Raw genomic sequence first — 20,237 nt, 5'->3', positions numbered from 1 at the left:
ATATGAAAATATCAACATTAATTCTGGGTATTGGTTTTTCGTTAATCGGCAGTATGGCAACCCACAGTTTTGCGCAGTCCAGTGTCGACTCCGGTTGTAGCTGGACAGTGATTGCGGTGAATAACTTTTCCTATGGGGCAACCGTAGCCTCAGCCTGCCAGTTAAATGGTACGACCCTGGCTTATCGCTCACAAACCTGGAGCCAATATTCACCACCGTCGTGCAGCATTACCTGGGTTGCGCCGAACCACACCAGCAGTGGCGCCTGTGCGAGTGCAAAGATCATGAAGACGGTGGCACCGGTATGCTATACCGGCTCCAGCATGATTGTACAAACGGGGCCCAACGGCTACATGAACCCGGTATTTAACGCCAATCATTTCTGTGGCCAGGGTTGCCCTTACAGCGTACAGCCATTGGATCAGCATTCTTATCCACGCTTGAAATACACCTGTTTGTAATCCGGATAACATGACCCGGTATTTCCGGGTCATGTTATTAAGCGATGATCACGTGTGTTATCTATCCAAACGCCATTATATGGCCTTGCAATAATGATCAATGAATTGTTGATGCCCGGGAAATTGGGCCAGGCGCTGATTATGCTCGCGCTCAATAGATGTCATTAACCGGGTCAGTTCATCATCCGACATTTTATCGACGACAGGATGATAATTCCCGGGTGTTAACCCCTGGCCCAGCATCACTTGCTGCCAGGACCCTTCGAGAAATAATTCATCCTGCTCGCGAAACACACTGGTCGTATTTTTATAGAGGTGGATTTTATGTGCCAGGGTGTCCGGAATCGACATAGTGCGGCAATAGTTCCAGAAATCGCTATCGGAACGGCGTGTCACATGGTAATGCAAGATAATAAAATCGCGTATGCGCTCATATTCATAGCGGGACTGGCGATTATATTCATCGATCTGTGCCTGATTAATACCATCATCACCAGGAAATAAACGAATCAGGCGAACTATGCCCGTTTGGATCAAATGCAGGCTGGTAGATTCCAGGGGCTCCAAAAATCCGCTGGAAAGGCCAATCGCAACACAGTTTTTATGCCATTGCTGGATAGCGCGACCCGTTCGAAATTTTATCAGGCGCGGTTCAGTCCTTACATCACCTGCAAGATTTTCCAGCAACAGCGCTTTGGCCGCTTCGTCACTGATATAACGGCTGCAATAAACCAGCCCATTGCCAACACGATGCTGCAAGGGAATACGCCATTGCCACCCAACACTATGGGCAATAGAGCGCGTGTAAGGTATAGGCTCACCCACAGATTCTGTCTGCACAGCGACCGCCCTATCACAGGGCAACCAATGCGACCAATCTTCAAAACCGGTATGCAGGGTTTGTTCAATCAACAGTGCACGGAATCCTGAACAATCAATAAAAAGGTCTCCGCTAATCATTTCGCCGGAGGCCAGGCGCAGTGACGCAATAAAGCCCATGTCATTGGTGTGGACAGAGTCAATCAATCCCTCCCGGCGAACAACACCGCGCGCCTCGCTGTATTGGCGCAACAAAGCAGCGTAAAGGCCGGCATCAAAATGGTAGGCGTAATCCAGTCCGGACTGGGGATCAATAAAGAATTTATTGCTTTTGGCCGCACGAATATTTAATGAATAATCAAAATAATCCCCTGCTATCCCCATACGCCTGGCTTTGAGCCAGAAATGCTGGAAATTGGCCATCCATGAATCCTTTCCGACCAATCCAAAAGGATGCATATAGGTTTCACCCTGTTCACCCCAGTTTTCAAACTGGATTCCCAACTTGAAAGTACCTTGGGTGGCGCGCAGGAATTCTGCCTCATCGATGCCCAATAATTTATTAAAGGATTTGACGGCGGGAATTGTTGCCTCACCAACACCCACAGTGCCTATGGCATCCGATTCGATCAGGGTTATTTTTTTGCTGGCACCAAAGGCGTTGGACAGGGCAGCGGCAGCCATCCAGCCCGCAGAACCACCACCGACAATAACAATATGCTGATTATTTTTCATGATATATACACAAGGTGATTATGGGAAACTCATCCACTAACGCTTAAGGCGGCTGGATAATTGACTGCGGATTTGCCGCGCTTTTGCTTCATCCATTTCACCCAGTACACCCAGTTTTTCGCTGGGGATATGGGCCGTATTATCTGGACTGTCATCAAAAATGTAGTAATCGAATACATTTTTCCAATGTTGCCGCTCATCGGCTGGCAGGGAGCGAATATTCATCAAGGCATGGGTAAAGGCATCCTGCGGAGAGCCCACATAGTCGGGAAAGGCTGTCCACCAATAATTCACCATCAGGTTAAAAGGCATCAATCCTTCAACGTGATGCCACCACATGCTCGGAATATAAATCGCATCACCTGGCTCTAACTCAGCGATCTGCGCATGGGCCAGCGCTTCCCGGTAACGGGGATATTTGTCAAAGTCCGGATTGTGTAAATCCACCAGGCTGATAGCCGGGCCAGCCGGATTAAAATCCAGTGGGCCTATGTACAAATTACGCAACTGCTCTGGCGGAAACAGGACAAAACGCCGTTTGCCGATGACCACACAAGCAATATTATCGGGCACGTCATGGTGTGCAGCGACAATTGTCCTGTTCCCCATCCACAAGCTGACCCGGGGCTGGAAGGGGTGCAGATTAATATCATTGTGCTCGCGAAAACCCGGCACACACCCATCAACGGGTGCCGAGTCAATATAGTAAGCGCGCTGCGAGCCACTGGCATGGAGATTGTTGATATTGCGGTATACCCTGGTGAGCGATGAGCGCAGTCGCTCATACGCAAAACCGGTGAAATCCTGATTGTAAAAAATAGCACCGTTATTGGTCTCATCACCAATAACCGTATTGAGAAGCTCGCCATTATAAAATTGGCAGAGATAGTTATAGGCTGCCTCGGGAGATTGCATGGCTGCTTTTACAATAGGCCACTCACGCACCAGGCCCTTCAGTACCAGGGGTGAAGCAGAATTCACAACCCAATCGGGAATGGCCCCGGCAGTCAAACCCGCTACCACTTCAACCGGTGCAAATTTATCCACCATGGCCATATCCCCTTATACAGATAAGGATTGATTTTTCCTGGCAATCAGTTTTTTCACATTGGACAAGGATGCGATTACCATATAAATCAATTCAAGAAAGTTTTGGCGATGTAAGCGCACCAACTGCTCACTGTTCAGATCGCGCAATACCATTTCATTAATAGTATAGAAGCCATTTAGTTCAGCTTGGGTGCCATTATCCAATTCGTATTTGAGCGTAAACGGCTCAAGCAGTCCCTCCGCTTGTAATATGTCAGTAAAGCGCTTGCAGATACCCACACCATTGATGAGTTCGGCAAGGATACTGTTTACCTGTTCCAGGTACGGAGAGTGGCTACCGTCCTCCAGGAATAGTGCGTTTCCTTCGGTATAACTAACCCGGGGATGGTCAATATCAATATGGATAACAGGCTGGCGCTGGCTGGCCGATAACTCTCCGGTATAGCCAATCGCAAAAGGAGTTCGCACCTGGGATAGGGGTATGTAGTGACTGCCCCAGCCGGCGTCACTTAAAAACAGGTTTTCATCCGGTGCCAGGCCAAACATGGCCACAGGTTCAAATTGGTTATTTGCTTGTATTTTGCGAAAAAAAATCGGATAGCAAGACGCAACCTGGCGAAACTCCCTGGGAATTATTGCTGAATAGCCTATGTTGTCACCCCAGGTTTTGCCGCGTTGGTTAATCACTTTTATAGTTTTATGGTTCAGATTATCTAACAACACATATCTGGCCATCGGCAGCTCCTCGGGACATCTACTGCTTATTTATTAAAAAGAAAAGCCGCTGGTAAAAGCGGCTTTTCCTTGTCTCACATCAATCGCACAACCATTAGAAGTTGTAACGCACACCCAGGTTATAGCGCGCACCATATTGGTAAGCTGACTTAAACTGGTTTTCATAACGTGCGTACACACGTTGTGATGCATCGTTGATGTTAATCCCTTCAACAAATACCGTCATTCCATCAACCCAGGGCAAATCATAGCTGAGGCTAATATCGACTTGGCCATACTCTTCAGTGTAGTAAGGTGTATTACCTTCACCGAAACCGTTGAGGAACGTATCACGCCAGTTGTAGGCAACACGTGCTTGCAATCCATCTTTGTCATAGAAAACAACCAGGTTAGCAGAGTCACTCAATCCAGGTAATGCAAACTGGAAGTCTGTTGAGGAATTATCTACGTCGATATCACTGGTCACGAATGTGGCGTTCGCCTGAACACCAAACCCGGTTTCACCCAACATATGTTGCACAGCAAATTCCCAACCATAGAATTTGGCTTGCTCCTGGTTAGCGGGTTGGGTCATGTCAAACTCAGCCAATGGATCATCATCGTTTTGCACGATGTTATCACTTGTGGATAAACCTTCATTTGCCTTGATTTGTGCAATCACATTGGCATCTGTGGGATTTATACCCAAGGCTTCCAGGTCAGCAATAGCCTGTTGTGCACGTGGACCTTTGGACGGGTCACGCAGATTACCCACAGTGCGCTTGCTGATAACATCAACGATAAAGTCATCTACTTGCTTGAGGAAGAAGCCCGCAGACACATAGCTGGCATCATCGTAATACCATTCTGCCGAGAGGTCGAAGTTGTCCGCCATGAAGGGTTTCAGGTCAGGGTTACCTGCGGTACCGGTACGCTCACCCGGTTTTGGACGGGAAGTCACACTGGTAGTGCCAATCATTTTGTTCAGGGTTGGACGGGTAATGGATTTGCTGTAGCTCAAACGTGCCACAACATCCTCAGTGACCTCCAGGCTCAGATCCAGGCTGGGCAACCACACATCGTAACTACCACCCACAGAGGTATAGCTGCTTTCTTGCGCTAAATTCAGGCTCCACTCAGTCTGGTTAATCCACACCAGTTCAGCGGGGTCCTGCTGGAAGCTGTTAGCTTCGATGTCGGTAGTTTCATAACGCATACCGGTAGTGATATTGAGTGGCATACCGGCAAGGTCACCGCGAGAATTAAATTCCAGGTAAGCGTTGGTGGTTTCTTCAGTAACCTTATGATCGCTTATTGGGTTGCCATTCAAATCCGGGCGCATAACACCGGTGCCCCAGCCCCAGGGCCTGGTTGATCCGCCAGGAATAGCCCATTCCGCTTCGGCAATCGCTACAGCCTTTTCAAAATCCCAGGCGTGATAGACAGGCACATTAGAGCCACCACCGGAGAAAGAAGGCATCAACCCATTGAGTTTGTGCTCAGTAAAGATTTCATCCGGGAACAAATCCTGGTTACCGCCATACCAGCCGGCAGCAATTTGGCCGGTACTAAAGGTGCGCCAACGGTTAACAATATCTGCATTGCCCAAGCCAAAATTCACAGAGGTAATACCGGAATCTGCATCCGTTTCAAAACTACCGCTGAGCTGGAATTGAGTCACTTCTGATTTGTTGAGATTCAGGTTGGCCTCACCGAAGAGCGAGTCGTAAGACGCAGCCGTAGGCATGCCATCCACAATACCTGTACCACTTGGATTAAAGGTAATGTGCATGAAAGGAATATCCTTCCCGGCAGTCGCATCATAGGTTTTGGTTTCAATAAACGGAGCCGCCAAAATCAGGAAGGCATTATGGCCACGTCCAACACCACCATTTTCATTGACGGAATTGTGGGCATCAAACGCCAGGGTCAGATTATCGTTAGCTTGCCACTCCAAGTTGAAACCAACAGATTTACTTTCTGTTTCCGAGGTATTCAAGCGAATGTTGGATGCATAGTCATCACAGCAGGCCGTCAGTTTGGTGATAGTACCGTTTTCGTCAATCACCACTTCGCGCGCATCACTGCCTGAGTCGTTGTACCAAATACCCACACCGGTATTTTGTGCAGTCAAGTCAACCTTGGCATAGGTGTAATCCAGCGTTGCCTTAATGGTTTCTGTCGGGGTGTACTGCAACACAGCCTGGGCATTGGTACGCTCGCGGTGGAAATCCTCGATGCCATAACCAAAGTTTCTGGGGTAATAGACATTGCCGTTGGGATCACTGCGGTTATCAGTGACGTTCACACTGGCACCGGCATCCGCAACAGCAGTTTCAAAATCGATATTGTTGCGCCAGTTGGCAATATCGGCGTTAACGGCGCGGTTATCGCGCTCCTGGTAAGAACCGGAAATCGCAATACCAATAGTGTCATCCGCAAAGGTGTTGCTGAAAATACCGGAGATTTCAGGGGTAACATCATCACCAACTTCATTGGTGCTATCCATCACTGCTTTGGCACCTAAAGATGCCTTGAAGCCTGGATTGTCCAATGGACGCGCTGTTTTGATATTGACCAATGCACCTATACCACCACTGGCGCGGGTGGCACCGAAGGTTTTGTAAACCTCAACACCACTCACACTTTCGGAGGCCAGGTCAGAGAATTCGAAGCTACGGCTGCTGCCGTTGGTAGGCATCTGGCGACCATTCAATGTCACCAGGTTGAAATCAGGACCGAAACCGCGAACGGTGATTTTACTGCCTTCGTTATTTTGCCGATCGATCGACACACCCGAAATACGTTGCAGAGACTCTGCCAGGTTGGTATCCGGGAACTTACCGATATCTTCAGCAGAAATAGCATCCACAACACCTTTGGCGTCTCGTTTAACATCCATTGAGCGCTGCAAACTTGCCTTGATACCGGTGACGATAACTTCTTCCACAACCTCTTGCTGTTGCGCCATCGCCGGGGCAGCGAAGCCCAACACAGCGTAGGAGGCAACTGCCGTTGCAAGGAGGGTCTTTTTAAAGCCGACTTGATTGTTGTTTTGTGTCTGATTCATGGAGTTCTCCACTTATTGATTGTTAGTGTTATTGTTGGCCTCGCTGTTGTGCCCGGGTGTGGATCAGGTCTCGTCAACAGCAACCTTAGGCCATAACCGCTTTTCTAGCGACTTCATCATCACAACTGCTCTCACCGGTGTCGTCCCACCTTAAAAAGCCCCTCAACATGATTCATCTCACTTTCACGCCGCCAAAGTGGGAAATATGAATCCTCAATAAAAACAAATAGTTAATCTATTTTTTGGGTTGTTACTCGGGTGGGAAAAATCTACACACGCAGGAAGTGGCACTTGCCTGAAACACTCCCGAAAATCATTTCCGGGAGTGTTTTCCAGCGATGGACTGGCGCTTACAGGCGCGTAATGCGGAACCAGTTGATATTCCAACCGGACTGTTGGGCAAAGATGCCGAACGCATAGGTTCCCGCATTGAGGGTTACCGTATGGTTCACTGTCGTCCAGGTTTGCCAGCCGCCTGTCGCCGGAACAGCCACATTACCCAGCTGGATGGCACCGGCATTCAAGTCTGCCGACAAGGCAGCACCCGCTGGACTCGCGACCCGATACTCAATGCGATAGCTACCGGTAGCGGGAATGGTGATATCGGCATAGGCCATCCAGTCCCCGGTATCGATGTAACTGACGTTTTGACCGCCACCGGTATCGGTGGTGGCTTCGGTTTGCACCCCGCTCATAGCGGTGAAGGCTTCAGCCTGCACCAGCAGGCTGAACGCCGGTGCCGAGCTGGAGCTGCTGCTCGCCGGTGTGCTGGAGCCGCCACCGCTGCAACAGTTGAACTGCAGCCAATCCGTATCGTAGGCACCTGCGCCCTGGGCGATGGTAAAGAAGTAGCGCACTGTCGCTCCCGCCGGTATGCCGGTGAGATCGAAGGTGTTGGAGTTATCGGCATTGTGGGTCATGCGGATGTTCTGCTGGGCGCCGTTGTTAACGGTGTAGTGGATATCCGCCCAGGCCGCGTTGTTGGCGTGGAAACGCACGCTGCTGCCACCGGTGATGCTGTGGCCATAGGGGGCGCTGGCCACACTGCTGGAGGAAGATGACGAGCTGGAGGAGGTATTGAGGCTGACTACCAGCGACGAGGTTTTATCATTGAAGCTGCCCAGGTAGTTGCTATCCGCCGTCAGCGTCACCGAGGTGCCGGTAAAGTCGCCGTGCTCATAGAGGGTGACCTTGTAACCGGCGGGCACCCGTACCGAGGTGGTCTGGTCATTGACCGCACCTGCCGCGATCAAGGCGTTGTAGTTATAGCTGCCCACCGGGAAGCTGGCCGACCAGCCGCCGTAGTCTATGTGGTTAAACAGGGTCACCGCATTGCCGGGCAGGCTGCTGCTCGTACTGGATGAGCTGGAACTGCCACCGCAACCGGCACCGCTGGAAACGGTGGACTGGCCGGTGCGCTTGTAGGCATAACCCTTGGCCGGAACCGACATGCTGGTGCCGTCGGAATAGGCCACGTTGATCGCCGAGCAGCCGAAGTTGTAGGCGATATAGGTGAGTATGCCGTTCTTGTTAAAGGCCACCGCCGCCGGGTGGTTGGCGGTCAGGGCGCCGGTACCTGTCGCCAGGTGGCCCAGTTGCTTGAGGGTATAGACCCAGTGGTAGGTATGGGCTTTGGTTTCGCCTGCTTCCGGCACATAGTTGAAGCCGTAACTGAGCAGGTCATCCACAGCCGCCTGGCCATTGGTCATGGCCCAGATATTCCACCAGACATCGCGCCACTGGTCGTTCACCAGGCCCGAAGGTTTGCCATTGCTGGATTCACTCAATCCCAGGGCCACATAGTTATTCAGGTAGTCCGCATGCTGGCCGATATGCAGCACCAGCGGGCTGAGCGGCAGGCCCTGGATACCCAGGATATGGGCATAGGCGCCGCTGAACCAGGTGGAGAACACATGGCCGTTGCCCCAGATGATCGAGGTGGTGGGACGGGTGTAAGCCGCGGGGAAGTTGTCGTAATCCCCACCCAGGCCGCGGTAGCGGTCGATATTGTTCCAGTATTCCCAATAGGCTTCAGTCGATGAGGCGTGCAGGTACATACCGCGCTCGGTAATGGCGTTATTGCCGGTGATCATGCCGTAAAGCACCATGGCGCCGTAGGCGTTGGCCGCTTCCGAGGTGGATTCGTTGTTATTGCCCAGCACGAAGTTGGCGTGGCCCGAGGCCCAGGAGAAGCCATAGGCCGGATCGAAGTTGCGCAGGTAGGGGAACATGGCATCATCGCGGCCGGCGGCGTAGTCGCGAATCAGTAATTCGACCATGGGGCCGTACTGGCTGGAGCTGCACCAGTTGGCATCTACGCGGCAGATTTCGGCGGCGGCGCGCACAAAGTAGCCATAGTGGAAGTGGTGGTCATTCAGCTGCTGCTGGGCACCGAAGGACTCATCAAAGCCGAGCAGGGTGTTCCAGTTGTTGTCGTAGACAAAGTATTTGCTGGTATCCAGCGCACCGGTGGTATTGGCACGGAACCAGTCCTGTAACTCCGCCTTGAGCCAGGCGATCATCTGGTTGGCTTCGGCAGTCATGCCAATGGAGCGGGCAATCGCGGCCAGCTCGGCCACCTTGCCATAGTTTTTACCGGCCCAGTAGGTATCGGTAGCCCCATTCCAGTTGGCTGTGCCCTGGTTGACGAACTCGGTCACCAGCGCGCGCAACTGGGTGTTGTTGTAGTCGCCAATGGCTTCGGGGAAATAGGGCAGCACACCGACATAGGGAATGGTGTAACTGAAGTTGCTGGTGGTCGCAAACTTGGTTACGCCGCGCGCGGAGCGCACTTTGTAGCTGGTGACAGCCTGATTGGAGTTCTTCCAGTGCATGGGCAGCAAGCCAGTCATGGTCGTCACATTGGCACCGTTGAACTGGTACTGGTGACTGACGGTGACCATATTGGTGGTGCGGTTCACACTGTAATTGATGTTCACCCGATCCACCTGCTGGGTGGCGTACTGGGCAAAGGCATTGATCATGGCCGTAGAGGGCGTGCCGGTCAGTTGCGGCAACCAGGTGACCGTCATGCGCTTGGTGCCGTTGTTGACGCCGATGCTGTTGGTATTGACCCCGGTAAAGGTAGTGGCATCGTGGCCGGTGATCAGGAACGCATTGCGGTTGCCCGCCACATCGGTCCAGACGCCGAGATGGTTACCGCTTTGGTAAAACACGCCCTTTTCACCACCATCGCCCGCCTTGGTGCGCACCACCAGGTTGCCTTGCAGGGCGGTGAAGTACACATAGGGCGAGCCGTGGACGAAGGTCGCCTCCATCACCGCGGTGCTGCCGCTGCGCCATTGCACGGTCACGGAGCCGTCGCTGTAATCCTTGAGGAAGGCGTCCAGGTTGTTATAGGACGAGTTGCCCACCGCAATACCGTCAAACACCTCGCTGAACGGGTCGGGAATCGGATAGGTATATTCATTGCCATTAACGCGCAAACCGCCGGGAATCCCCAGCAGGCGCACACCGCGCTCGGTGATACGAGCCGTGATCGGATCGGGCGTGATATAGGCAGAGTCGGTGGTCGCGCCGATACGCATCTCCCCCATAAAGGAGACCGACCCCCACCAGCGGTGGGTCATGGTTGGTTTGGTTGTCGCCGGAGCGACTTTTTGCGGATAGATGGGGGTTGGCGCCCCAATCGGATTACAACTGCTCACCCCCGGCTTCACCACACCGGCGTTGTAAATCCAGTTGCCATAGTCGACAACACACTTCCATCCCGCGGTATTGACCGTATCGCTGATGTTGCCGGCGCCATAGTTGATAATTGCCGCCTGCCCGGCCTGTGCCAAGCCAAGCACCCCCAGCAACAACAGGAGTTTGTTAAATTTTTTCATGATAAGGACCCATTATTAGATGTTATTGGTTATTCACGAAGGGCCTCACGCACATCTCGCAAACGAATGGGTACAACCCGGATACACCGATGCCGGTCTCAACCGCAACCGGACATCATCCACCCTGCGTTTTATTGTTCTTATTCCCCGCGACAAAGCCTGATGCTATCGAGACGGGAGCCCCCAGGGTTCCATCATCTACCCGATGCTGGAATAGGTCGTCCCAGATTGAAGCCAAACACAAGGTGGGCCAGTCTCACTTTGTCGCTGGCAAAAAGGGGGATCATGCAGAAATATAACGAACGGCAATTCACGTGACCTGGGCCACAAAAAATTGTCGGAAACGATGGTTGATGTCGCCTCGCGACAACCCACAGGGTGGCTGCCAAGGAATGGTTGACCACAAAAAAAGCCGGCCCCAAAGGGGCCGGTCAAGCGAACTACAGGTTAGTAGCACTGGAGGAGAACTTAGGGAATCGGGCAGGAGCCTGTACACGCCTCGGTATTCATACGGCTGATACCCAGCAGGGTGACATCGCTCTGACTGACATGGCAGTTGGCCGTATCAAACTCCACCCCCAGGGCCGAGGTACTGCCCTGGCCTTTCACCACGCCTTTGTAGACCTGGCAAATCTTGGTTTTGGCATTGCTGCTGTTATTAAGGGTCAGGTTGCGGATTACCGCCACATCGCCGAAGTTGGAGTTGATTCCCACAATGGTGCTGACATCGCGGGTAATCACCTCATTAATCACCAGCTTGCGCGGGCCGCCGTTGTTGGTGCAGTCGCCGCAGGTGCGCGCCAGTTTGCCGGATTTCTCCACATAGAATTTGCTGATATGCAATTCGCCGCGACCATTGAATTGGAAGGTTTTATCGGACCCGTTAAAGGCCGCACCACAGGTAACATTCATAATGGTGCCCACCGGCCCCATGGCCGTAGCGGCATCCTCACCAATATCCTCCCACCAGACCCGCTCCAGGGTGCAGTTACCCAGGCAATGGATACCGTCAGCGGCCAGGTTGCCAATAATCACATTGCGCACCACACCGCCGTTTTCGACACGGAATACCGGTGGCTGCCCTTCGCTTTGGCTACCGCCGGACAGGTTGTAACGCTTGTTGAGTCCGTCAAAGATTTCACCGGCGGCAACAACGCGGGTTGCGCTTAACTGCACCGTTTCGCTGGGCTCAGGTTTTTCACAGCCGGGGAAATACTGGCTAACCGGTACCGAGCTGGCGCTACTGGCCAGGGAGCTGGAGCTGCGCACCGAACTGGACGACGAGCTGCGCGAACTGCTGGAGAGGCTGCTTGCTACACTGGAAGCAACAGAACTGGATTGTGCCGAGCTATTTCCCGCGCGAGGGATAGAGCATTCATTGACCCCACCGGGAATACGCGGACCAAACACCGCTTCGGAGCACACAAAGCTACCCGACAAAACCTGGTAGCGGAATTGATCGGCACGCCCGAAAGCCACCGTTGTATTAGGCGCAACAGAACAGGTTTTATTTTCGGTACAAATAGTCACAAAACCGGATGGCCGATTGGCAGCAAACACTGAGCCGGCGCAGGCTACCAAGGCAACACCGGCCATAAAGGAAAAGATTCGCATGTTGAATTCCTCAATAAATATCCACACCCGATGATCTTCTGCCAGTGCAAAACATCACCGCCGTTTGTATTGAGGTATTGAAATCATTAACGCTTTTCTGCAGATAACTTTACACACATCAGCGTTATAACTACCAACGAAAACCATGCCGGAATATCATTATTGTGATTATGGTGCCAGGCATGCGCGCACGACAAATCACTGCACATGTGACTGGCCCAACATGCACCCGCGGCGATTAAAAGACAATGGATGTTAGGCATTAATCTGCATTTCGGGAAAATGCACACACAACAAATGCCGATCACTCAACAACAAAAACCCCATAGGGTTGGCATGACAAAAAATAATGGCAACACATCATTTTCTACGCCAAATAAAAAAGGCGATCCGAAGATCGCCTTTTTAACCGGCACTCCATTGATGTCGAAAAAATTACGCCTTGGCACGCTCTTCCAAAATGGCAACGGCGGGTAATTTTTTACCTTCCACGAACTCAAGGAATGCGCCGCCACCAGTAGATACATAGGAGATTTTATCGGCCAGGTTCCACTTGTCGATAGCCGCCAGGGTATCGCCACCACCGGCAATCGAGAACGCCTCGCTCTCAGCAATGGCACGCGCCACCACTTCGGTTCCCTGGGCAAAAGCATCGAACTCAAATACACCGCAGGGACCGTTCCACAGAACGGTTTTGGCGTTTTTGATAATTTCGGCAACACGCGCCGCGGTTTCCGGACCATAGTCAACAATTTCTTCATCGGCCTGGATTTCGCTGGCTTTTTTAGCCACTGCCACGGAATTGTGGCTCCACTCTTTGAAACCTTCTTTAGTCACGCGCACATCAGTCGCAAACACAACTTCCGTTTGCGCGCGCAAACGCTGGGCTTCCGGGATCAAATCTTTTTCGTAGAGCGAATTGCCCACTTCGTTACCGGCAGAGGCCACAAAGGTATTGGAGATACCACCACCCACCACCAGCACATCGGCAATTTTGGACACCGCATCCAGCACGCTCAGTTTGGTCGATACCTTGGAACCACCCACAATCGCCACCAGCGGACGCGCAGGCTTGTCGAGCACTTTACCCAGGGCATCAAGCTCGGCAGCCAATAAAGGGCCAGCGCAGGCGATAGGCGCAAATTTGGCGACACCGTGGGTAGATGCCTGGGCGCGGTGGGCTGTACCGAAAGCGTCCATCACAAACACATCGCACAGCGCTGCCATTTTTTGGGCCAGCGCATCGTCATTTTTACCTTCGCCTTTATTGAAGCGAACATTTTCCAGCAGTACCAGATCAGCGTCGGCGCTATAACCATCGATCCAGTCCTGCACCAGCGGAACCTCGCGTCCCAGTTTTTCGCTCAGGTATTTCGCCACGGGCGCCAGGGAGGCAGCCGCGTCGTAAACGCCCTCATCGGGACGTCCCAGGTGCGACATAACCGCTACCTTGGCACCGGCTTCCAACGCCGCCTTCAGGGTGGGAATAGCAGCATCGATACGCACCGTCGACGTGATACGCCCGCCGTCTAACGGAACATTCAAATCCTCGCGAATTAATACGCGCTTGCCAGCAAGATCCTGGTCTTTCATGAGTTTTACAGTCATGGTTTTACTCCGAATAAAAACCTAATGCCTTTGAATTAAATACCTGTGATTTTTTTGCACTTTAGTCCGCGTACAGGCTGGTACACACACGGGCGATAAAACAAAACACCCGACTCGCGCCGGGTGTTTTTGCTTGCTTAGTCCTCCAGCAATTCTTCAACAGTGCTGACGATATTGTCGACCGTGAAACCGAAGTATTCCAGCAGTTTGCCGCCGGGCGCGGATTCACCGAAACCGGTCATGCCGACTACACGGCCATCGAAGCCGACGTATTTGTACCAGTAATCCACGTGCGCGGTTTCTACGGCAACACGCGCGGAGACGTGGCTGGGCAATACCGACTCTTTGTAAGCTGCATCCTGTTGATCAAAGACAGACGTGGATGGCATGGAAACCACACGCACATTTTTGCCTTTGGCTTTCAAAGCTTCAGCGGCTTTTACCGTTACACCCACTTCTGAACCGGTAGCGATCAAAATAGCATCCGGCTCACCCACGGAATCAACCAACACATAGGCACCCTTGGCAATATTGGCAACTTGCTCGGGTGTACGTGCAAAGAACTCCAGGTTTTGACGGCTGAATACCAGTGCTGCCGGGCCATCTTTGCGCTCTACAGCCGATTTCCAGGCAACGGCAGATTCGGTACTGTCGGCGGGGCGCCAGGTTTCCAGGTTGGGGGTCAGGCGCAGGCTGCCCAGCACTTCGATTGGCTGGTGCGTCGGGCCATCTTCACCCTGGCCGATGGAGTCGTGGGTGTACACGAATACGTTGCGCAGCTTCATCAGCGCCGACATACGCACCGCGTTGGCCGCATACTGCTGGAACATCAGGAAGGTAGCGCCGTAGGGGATGAAACCGCCGTGGGCAGACACACCGTTCATGATCGCGCTCATACCGAATTCGCGCACGCCGTAGTACACATAGTTACCGCTCGCATCACCGGCTTCCACGCCCTTGGAGCGCTTGACCAGGGTCAGGTTGGAACCGGCCAGGTCAGCAGAGCCGCCGAGGATTTCCGGCAACCACTCCACGAATGCGGCAATGGTGTTTTGTGAGGCTTTACGACTGGCAATTTTTTCGCCTTTGGCTTGGGTTTCAGCAATGAAGGCTTCGGCTTTTGCAGCGAAATCGGCAGGCAATTCACCCTTAATCACGCGGCGCTCAAACTCGGCAGCCAACTCGGGATGCGCCGTTTTATAGGCCGCAAATTTTTCGCCCCAGGCTTTTTCTGCCGCCGCACCTTTGGCTTTTGCATCCCAGCCTTCATACACATCGGCAGGCACCACGAAAGGCTCGTATTCCCAGTTAAGGGTTTTGCGCACCAGCGCCACTTCTTCCAGGCCGAGCGGTGAGCCGTGGCAGTCGTGTGAACCCTGTTTGTTGGGTGAACCGAAACCGATGATGGTTTTGGTGACGATCAGGGTGGGCTTGGCAGTTTCAGCGCGCGCCGCGTCAATCGCCGCTTTAATGGCCGCGGGATTGTGTCCATCGACAGCGCGAATCACATGCCAACCATAGGCTTCAAAGCGCTTTGGGGTATCGTCGGTGAACCAGCCTTCAACATGGCCGTCGATCGAAATACCGTTGTCATCGTAGAACGCAATCAGCTTGCCCAGGCCCAGGGTGCCGGCCAGGGAGCAGGCTTCGTGGGACACACCTTCCATCATGCAGCCATCGCCGAGGAAGCAATAGGTGTAGTGGTCAACCAGGTCGTGGCCGGCGCGGTTAAATTGGGCCGCGAGCACTTTTTCCGCCAGTGCCATACCGACCGCGTTGGCAATACCCTGCCCCAGTGGGCCGGTAGTGGTTTCTACGCCGGGGGTATAGCCCAGCTCAGGGTGACCCGGGGTTTTGGAGTGGAGTTGACGGAACTGCTGCAGGTCGTCGATAGACACATCGTAACCACTCAGGTGCAGCAGGGAGTAAATCAGCATGGAGCCGTGGCCATTGGACAGTACAAAGCGGTCGCGATCGGCCCATTGGGGGTTTTGCGGGTTGTGCTTGAAGAAATCGTTCCACAGGACTTCGGCGATATCCGCCATTCCCATTGGGGCGCCCGGGTGGCCTGAGTTGGCTTTTTGTACGGCATCCATCGAGAGGACGCGGATTGCATTGGCAAGATGTTGACGAGTTGGCATGAAACTCAAGGCTCCTTAAACATAAGTTGATTGCTGTTGTAGTCGCCGGGCACCGGGTGACCGGGATTCGCAAAGCGCTGTGGGCATTTGCCGCTTGTAACCGCCTCTGGATGGGCTTTGTGTGTCGTTGGGTTCCAGCCGCCGTCGCTGGCTGGCACCTGCCGGAGGGTGTTGGACCGGGTGAAGTGCCAAAAGGGCGGCTATTTTCGCCCAGCCATGGCACGGACGTAAAGGAATAAGCCATCCCATAGCAGGAATTAATCGTAAACAGCACCCCGGCCCGGCCAGATTCTACACTCCGCACGGCCAACCTATATCAAAAAATTTTGATATAGGTTGGCCGCACTGCTAGACTGGCGCCCCATGAGCAGCCAGATACTCACCAGCATCCCGGAACCCGCGAGCGGATCGCTGGATGCCGATAACGCCCTGACCCACTTATTGAAAGCGGCCGGCGATCCTTTGCGCCTGGACATTTTGCGGGTACTGGCGCGGGACTCCTTCGGGGTGCTGGAGCTGTGCCGGATTTTCTCGATCAAACAATCGGGTATGAGCCACCATTTAAAGGTGCTGACCACCGCCGGTTTGTTAAGCTCGCGCCGCGAAGCCAATTCCATTTTTTACCGCCGCGCCTACCTGCCCCCCGATAGCCCGCTGGCGGCCTTGCAACAGCAGCTGTTTGCAACGGTGGATACACAACCCCTGTCACCGGCACTGCGCGAGCAGATTGCATTGTTGCAGCAGGAGCGCAGCCAGGTTGCACAGGGTTTCTTCAGTGAGAACGCCGATAAATTCCGCGCCCAACAGGATTTGATTGCGAGTTATCCGGTCTACGCCGAACCCATGGCGCAGCTGCTGAACAATACCCCCTTGCGCGCGAAGAACCTCGCCCTGGAGGTTGGCCCCGGCGAAGGTGAATTCCTGGCGCTATTGTCACCGCAGTTTGACCAGGTCATCGCCCTGGATAACGCCGCCAACATGCTCGACAAGGCGCGCCGCTTTGCCGCCGGCAAACAACTGCGCAATATCGAATTTATCCACGGCGATACCGCCAGCCTGCCCAGCCACAAAGTGCTGGCCGATTGCATCCTGGTGAACATGGTGCTGCACCACACACCCTCACCCGCCGATATTTTCCAGGATTTAAGTCGCGCCCTGGTGCCCGGTGGTGCCCTGTTGATCTGCGACCTGTGTCGCCACGAACAAGCCTGGGTGCGCGATGCCTGTGGCGATTTATGGCAGGGCTTCGAGCCGGATGATTTTTCGCGCTGGGCAGCCTCGGCAGGTTTGGAGGAAGGCCAGAGCGTATATTTTGCCCTGCGCAATGGCTTTCAAATCCAGTTACGGCAATTTTTCAAGCTGGCGAATGTTTAACGGCTGTCGGGTGTCCACCCGGGGCCGGTCGTTATTAACTGTATTTTTGTGAATTTTTAAAGGAAAAAATCATGTCCGAATATTCCGTCTTCACCTCCGAATCCGTCTCCGAAGGCCATCCCGACAAAATGGCGGACCAGATTTCTGATGCCGTACTCGATGCCATCCTCACCGACGATCCCAACGCGCGTGTTGCCGTGGAAACCCTGGTAAAAACCGGTATGGCCATCGTTGCCGGTGAAGTGCGCACCTCGACTTACGTCGACCTGGAAGACCTGATCCGCCAGGTCATCCTGGATATCGGCTACAACTCCAGCGATGTGGGTTTTGATGGTGCCAGCTGTGCTGTGCTCAATGCCATCGGTAAACAATCGGCCGATATCGCCATGGGCGTCGACGAAGGCGATCAAAAAGACCTGGGCGCCGGTGACCAGGGCCTGATGTTTGGTTACGCAACCAACGAAACCGCGGTGCTGATGCCCGCCCCGATTTTCTACGCGCACCGCCTGGTGGAAAAACAGGCTCAGCTGCGCAAGAGTGGCGAATTGCCCTGGTTGCGCCCCGATGCCAAAAGCCAGGTGACCCTGCGCTACGAAAACGGCAAGCCGGTGGCTGTCGATGCAGTGGTGCTGTCCACCCAGCACAGCCCCAGTGTCCAGCAGGCGGAAATCCACGAAGCCGTGCGCGAGCTGATCATTAAAAATGTACTGCCGGCGGAGTGGCTGCACAAAGATACCCAATACCACATTAACCCTACCGGCCAATTTATTATTGGCGGCCCGGTCGGCGATTGCGGTTTGACCGGCCGCAAAATTATTGTGGATTCCTACGGTGGTATGGCCCGCCACGGCGGCGGCGCCTTCTCCGGTAAAGATCCGTCCAAGGTAGACCGCTCCGCAGCTTACGCCGGCCGCTATGTTGCCAAGAATATTGTCGCCGCTGGCCTGGCAGATAAATGCGAGATCCAGGTGAGCTACGCCATCGGTGTTGCTGAGCCCACGTCGATTTCGATCAACACCTTTGGTACCGGCAAATTGCCCGATGCCGAGATTATCAAGCTGGTGCGCGAGCATTTCGACCTGCGCCCGCGCGGGCTGATTGAGATGCTGAATTTGAAGCGTCCTATTTACCGCCAGACGGCGGCCTACGGTCACTTCGGTCGCGAGCTGCCCGATTTCACCTGGGAAAAAACAGACAAGGCCGATGCGCTTAAAAAAGCGCTCTAAACATTATGCGTTGCAGGTTGGGCAGCCATGCCCAATAACATTTTCATTAATCCCGATCAGGTTGGGCATGACTGCCCAACCTACAGATTGGTGCAAAACAGGATTCAATCATGAGTTTTACCGATTACAAAGTTGCCGCCAAAACGGCTGAAGAATTCGCGCGCGATGCTAACTGGGGCCGCAAGGAAATTGATATTGCCGAAGGCGAGATGCCGGCACTTATGGCGCTGCGCCGCAAATATCGCGACAGCAAGCCATTGGCCGGTGCCAAAATTATCGGCTGCATCCACATGACTATCCAGACCGCCGTACTGATTGAAACCCTGGTGGAGTTGGGCGCAGAAGTGCGCTGGTCATCGTGTAATATTTTTTCCACCCAGGATCATGCCGCCGCGGCCATTGCCGCTGCCGGTATCCCGGTGTTTGCCTGGAAAGGCGAAACCGAGGAGGAGTTCTGGTGGTGTATCGAGCAGACCATCCTCAAAGACGGCAAGGAGTGGGATGCCAATATGATTCTCGACGATGGCGGCGATGTGACCCTGGTACTGCACGAGAAATACCCGCAGATGCTCGATAACATCCACGGCATTTCCGAAGAGACCACCACCGGTGTACACCGCCTGCTGGAGATGCTGAAAAAAGGCACCCTGAAAGTGCCCGCGATCAACGTAAACGATGCAGTGACCAAAAGTAAGAACGACAACAAATACGGTTGTCGCCACAGCCTGAACGATGCGATCAAACGCGGCACCGACCATTTGCTGGCCGGTAAAAAAGCCCTGGTAATTGGCTACGGCGATGTGGGCAAAGGTTCTGCTGCATCACTGCGCCAGGAAGGCATGATTGTGAAGGTCACCGAGATAGATCCGATTTGCGCCATGCAGGCCTGTATGGACGGTTTCGAAGTGGTGTCTGCGTACAGCAACGGCATCACCACCGGCCACTACGACGACATTAACCACATAGTCCTGGGCACGACTGATCTGGTCGTCACTACCACCGGCAACGTGAATGTGTGCGACTCTGCCATGCTGCGCGCCCTGAAAAACGGCGCCGTGGTGTGCAACATCGGCCACTTTGATAGCGAAATCGACACGGCGTATATGCGCAAGTACTGGGAGTGGGAAGAAGTAAAACCCCAGGTACACAAGGTGTACCGCGATAAAACCACCAACAACCATTTGATTGTTTTATCGGAAGGCCGCCTGGTGAACCTCGGCAATGCCACCGGTCACCCCTCGCGCATCATGGATGGTTCCTTCGCCAACCAGGTGCTCGCGCAAATTTACCTGTACGAGCGCAAATTTGCCGACCTGCCGGCTGAACAAAAGGCCGAGCATATTTATGTGCGTGTGCTGCCCAAAAAACTCGACGAGGAAGTGGCGCGCGATATGGTGGAAGGCTTTGGCGGTGTGATCACCAAGCTGACTGCACAACAAGCCGAGTATATTGGCGTTGAAGTGGAAGGTCCCTTCAAGCCCGACTCCTACAAATATTAAGGCAAACCCGTAGGTTGGGCAGTCATGCCCAAGGTTGAAATTATGTTGGGCATGACTGCCCAACCTACAGGAAAAAAA

General features: G+C 53.5%; 13 protein-coding genes. 5 read left to right on the top strand and 8 right to left on the bottom strand.

The annotated features are described in order from the left end of the window. Positions 1-2: 2 nt before the first annotated feature. Positions 3-461, top strand: coding sequence for a hypothetical protein (locus tag CJA_RS01075; RefSeq protein WP_012485902.1), 459 nt, complete (start codon positions 3-5; stop codon positions 459-461). A 75-nt stretch (positions 462-536) separates the two neighbouring features. Here the strand turns inward: CJA_RS01075 and CJA_RS01070 are convergent, their stop codons facing one another. The 6 genes from CJA_RS01070 to CJA_RS01045 all read right to left on the bottom strand — a co-directional run bounded on the left by CJA_RS01070 (position 537) and on the right by CJA_RS01045 (position 12,311). After that, positions 537-2,015 carry a tryptophan halogenase family protein gene (locus CJA_RS01070; protein WP_012485901.1) on the bottom strand — a complete coding sequence of 493 codons (1,479 nt, stop codon included), beginning with the start codon at positions 2,013-2,015 and terminating at the stop codon, positions 537-539. 36 nt (positions 2,016-2,051) lie between these two features. Next, a complete protein-coding gene (locus tag CJA_RS01065; RefSeq protein WP_012485900.1) occupies positions 2,052-3,065 on the bottom strand; it encodes a cupin-like domain-containing protein in 1,014 nt (337 codons plus the stop codon). A 12-nt stretch (positions 3,066-3,077) separates the two neighbouring features. Beyond that, positions 3,078-3,800: a SapC family protein gene (locus tag CJA_RS01060; protein ID WP_012485899.1), complete on the bottom strand. Its 723-nt coding sequence runs from the start codon at positions 3,798-3,800 to the stop codon at positions 3,078-3,080. A gap of 94 nt (positions 3,801-3,894) precedes the next feature. Then, positions 3,895-6,849 (bottom strand): TonB-dependent receptor, encoded by a 2,955-nt coding sequence (locus tag CJA_RS01055; protein ID WP_012485898.1) that lies wholly within the window; start codon positions 6,847-6,849, stop codon positions 3,895-3,897. Positions 6,850-7,199: 350 nt separating this feature from the next. Beyond that, positions 7,200-9,683 carry a glycosyl hydrolase gene (locus tag CJA_RS01050; RefSeq protein ID WP_392397702.1) on the bottom strand — a complete coding sequence of 828 codons (2,484 nt, stop codon included), beginning with the start codon at positions 9,681-9,683 and terminating at the stop codon, positions 7,200-7,202. 1,482 nt (positions 9,684-11,165) lie between these two features. Beyond that, positions 11,166-12,311: a pectate lyase gene (locus CJA_RS01045; protein WP_012485895.1), complete on the bottom strand. Its 1,146-nt coding sequence runs from the start codon at positions 12,309-12,311 to the stop codon at positions 11,166-11,168. Positions 12,312-12,563: 252 nt separating this feature from the next. Between CJA_RS01045 and CJA_RS19260 the strand changes: the two genes are divergently transcribed. Then, on the top strand, positions 12,564-12,788 hold the full coding sequence (locus tag CJA_RS19260; RefSeq protein ID WP_148208772.1) for a hypothetical protein: 225 nt from the start codon (positions 12,564-12,566) through the stop codon (positions 12,786-12,788). Here the strand turns inward: CJA_RS19260 and CJA_RS01040 are convergent. Beyond that, on the bottom strand, positions 12,747-13,919 hold the full coding sequence (locus tag CJA_RS01040) for a phosphoglycerate kinase (RefSeq protein WP_012485894.1): 1,173 nt from the start codon (positions 13,917-13,919) through the stop codon (positions 12,747-12,749). The genes CJA_RS19260 and CJA_RS01040 overlap by 42 nt on opposite strands. Positions 13,920-14,056: 137 nt before the next feature. Beyond that, positions 14,057-16,060, bottom strand: a complete 2,004-nt coding sequence (gene tkt, locus CJA_RS01035) for a transketolase (protein ID WP_012485893.1) — start codon at positions 16,058-16,060, stop codon at positions 14,057-14,059. A gap of 363 nt (positions 16,061-16,423) precedes the next feature. Between tkt and CJA_RS01030 the strand changes: the two genes are divergently transcribed. The 3 genes from CJA_RS01030 (at position 16,424) to ahcY (ending at position 20,159) form a co-directional block, all read left to right on the top strand. Continuing rightward, positions 16,424-17,434, top strand: coding sequence for an ArsR/SmtB family transcription factor (locus CJA_RS01030; protein WP_041550828.1), 1,011 nt, complete (start codon positions 16,424-16,426; stop codon positions 17,432-17,434). Between the two features lie 71 nt (positions 17,435-17,505). Next, entirely contained in the window at positions 17,506-18,660 is a 1,155-nt protein-coding gene (gene metK / locus CJA_RS01025) for a methionine adenosyltransferase (protein WP_012485890.1), read from the top strand. A gap of 110 nt (positions 18,661-18,770) precedes the next feature. Continuing rightward, positions 18,771-20,159 carry an adenosylhomocysteinase gene (ahcY, locus tag CJA_RS01020; RefSeq protein WP_012485889.1) on the top strand — a complete coding sequence of 463 codons (1,389 nt, stop codon included), beginning with the start codon at positions 18,771-18,773 and terminating at the stop codon, positions 20,157-20,159. Positions 20,160-20,237 lie beyond the last annotated feature (78 nt).

The sequence above is a fragment of the Cellvibrio japonicus Ueda107 genome, from assembly GCF_000019225.1.
In the GTDB taxonomy this organism is placed as follows: domain Bacteria; phylum Pseudomonadota; class Gammaproteobacteria; order Pseudomonadales; family Cellvibrionaceae; genus Cellvibrio; species Cellvibrio japonicus.
This window is presented reverse-complemented; position numbering and strand designations above follow the sequence as displayed.

Coding starts and splice junctions, on each gene's coding strand:
- CJA_RS01075 (WP_012485902.1), top strand. CDS start 3: ATGAAAATATCAACATTAATTCTGGGTATTGGTTTTTCGTTAATCGGC.
- ahcY (WP_012485889.1), top strand. CDS start 18,771: ATGAGTTTTACCGATTACAAAGTTGCCGCCAAAACGGCTGAAGAATTC.
- CJA_RS19260 (WP_148208772.1), top strand. CDS start 12,564: ATGTTAGGCATTAATCTGCATTTCGGGAAAATGCACACACAACAAATG.
- CJA_RS01055 (WP_012485898.1), bottom strand. CDS start 6,849: ATGAATCAGACACAAAACAACAATCAAGTCGGCTTTAAAAAGACCCTC.
- CJA_RS01045 (WP_012485895.1), bottom strand. CDS start 12,311: ATGCGAATCTTTTCCTTTATGGCCGGTGTTGCCTTGGTAGCCTGCGCC.
- CJA_RS01060 (WP_012485899.1), bottom strand. CDS start 3,800: ATGGCCAGATATGTGTTGTTAGATAATCTGAACCATAAAACTATAAAA.
- CJA_RS01030 (WP_041550828.1), top strand. CDS start 16,424: ATGAGCAGCCAGATACTCACCAGCATCCCGGAACCCGCGAGCGGATCG.
- CJA_RS01040 (WP_012485894.1), bottom strand. CDS start 13,919: ATGACTGTAAAACTCATGAAAGACCAGGATCTTGCTGGCAAGCGCGTA.
- CJA_RS01065 (WP_012485900.1), bottom strand. CDS start 3,065: ATGGTGGATAAATTTGCACCGGTTGAAGTGGTAGCGGGTTTGACTGCC.
- tkt (WP_012485893.1), bottom strand. CDS start 16,060: ATGCCAACTCGTCAACATCTTGCCAATGCAATCCGCGTCCTCTCGATG.
- CJA_RS01070 (WP_012485901.1), bottom strand. CDS start 2,015: ATGAAAAATAATCAGCATATTGTTATTGTCGGTGGTGGTTCTGCGGGC.
- metK (WP_012485890.1), top strand. CDS start 17,506: ATGTCCGAATATTCCGTCTTCACCTCCGAATCCGTCTCCGAAGGCCAT.
- CJA_RS01050 (WP_392397702.1), bottom strand. CDS start 9,683: ATGCACTGGAAGAACTCCAATCAGGCTGTCACCAGCTACAAAGTGCGC.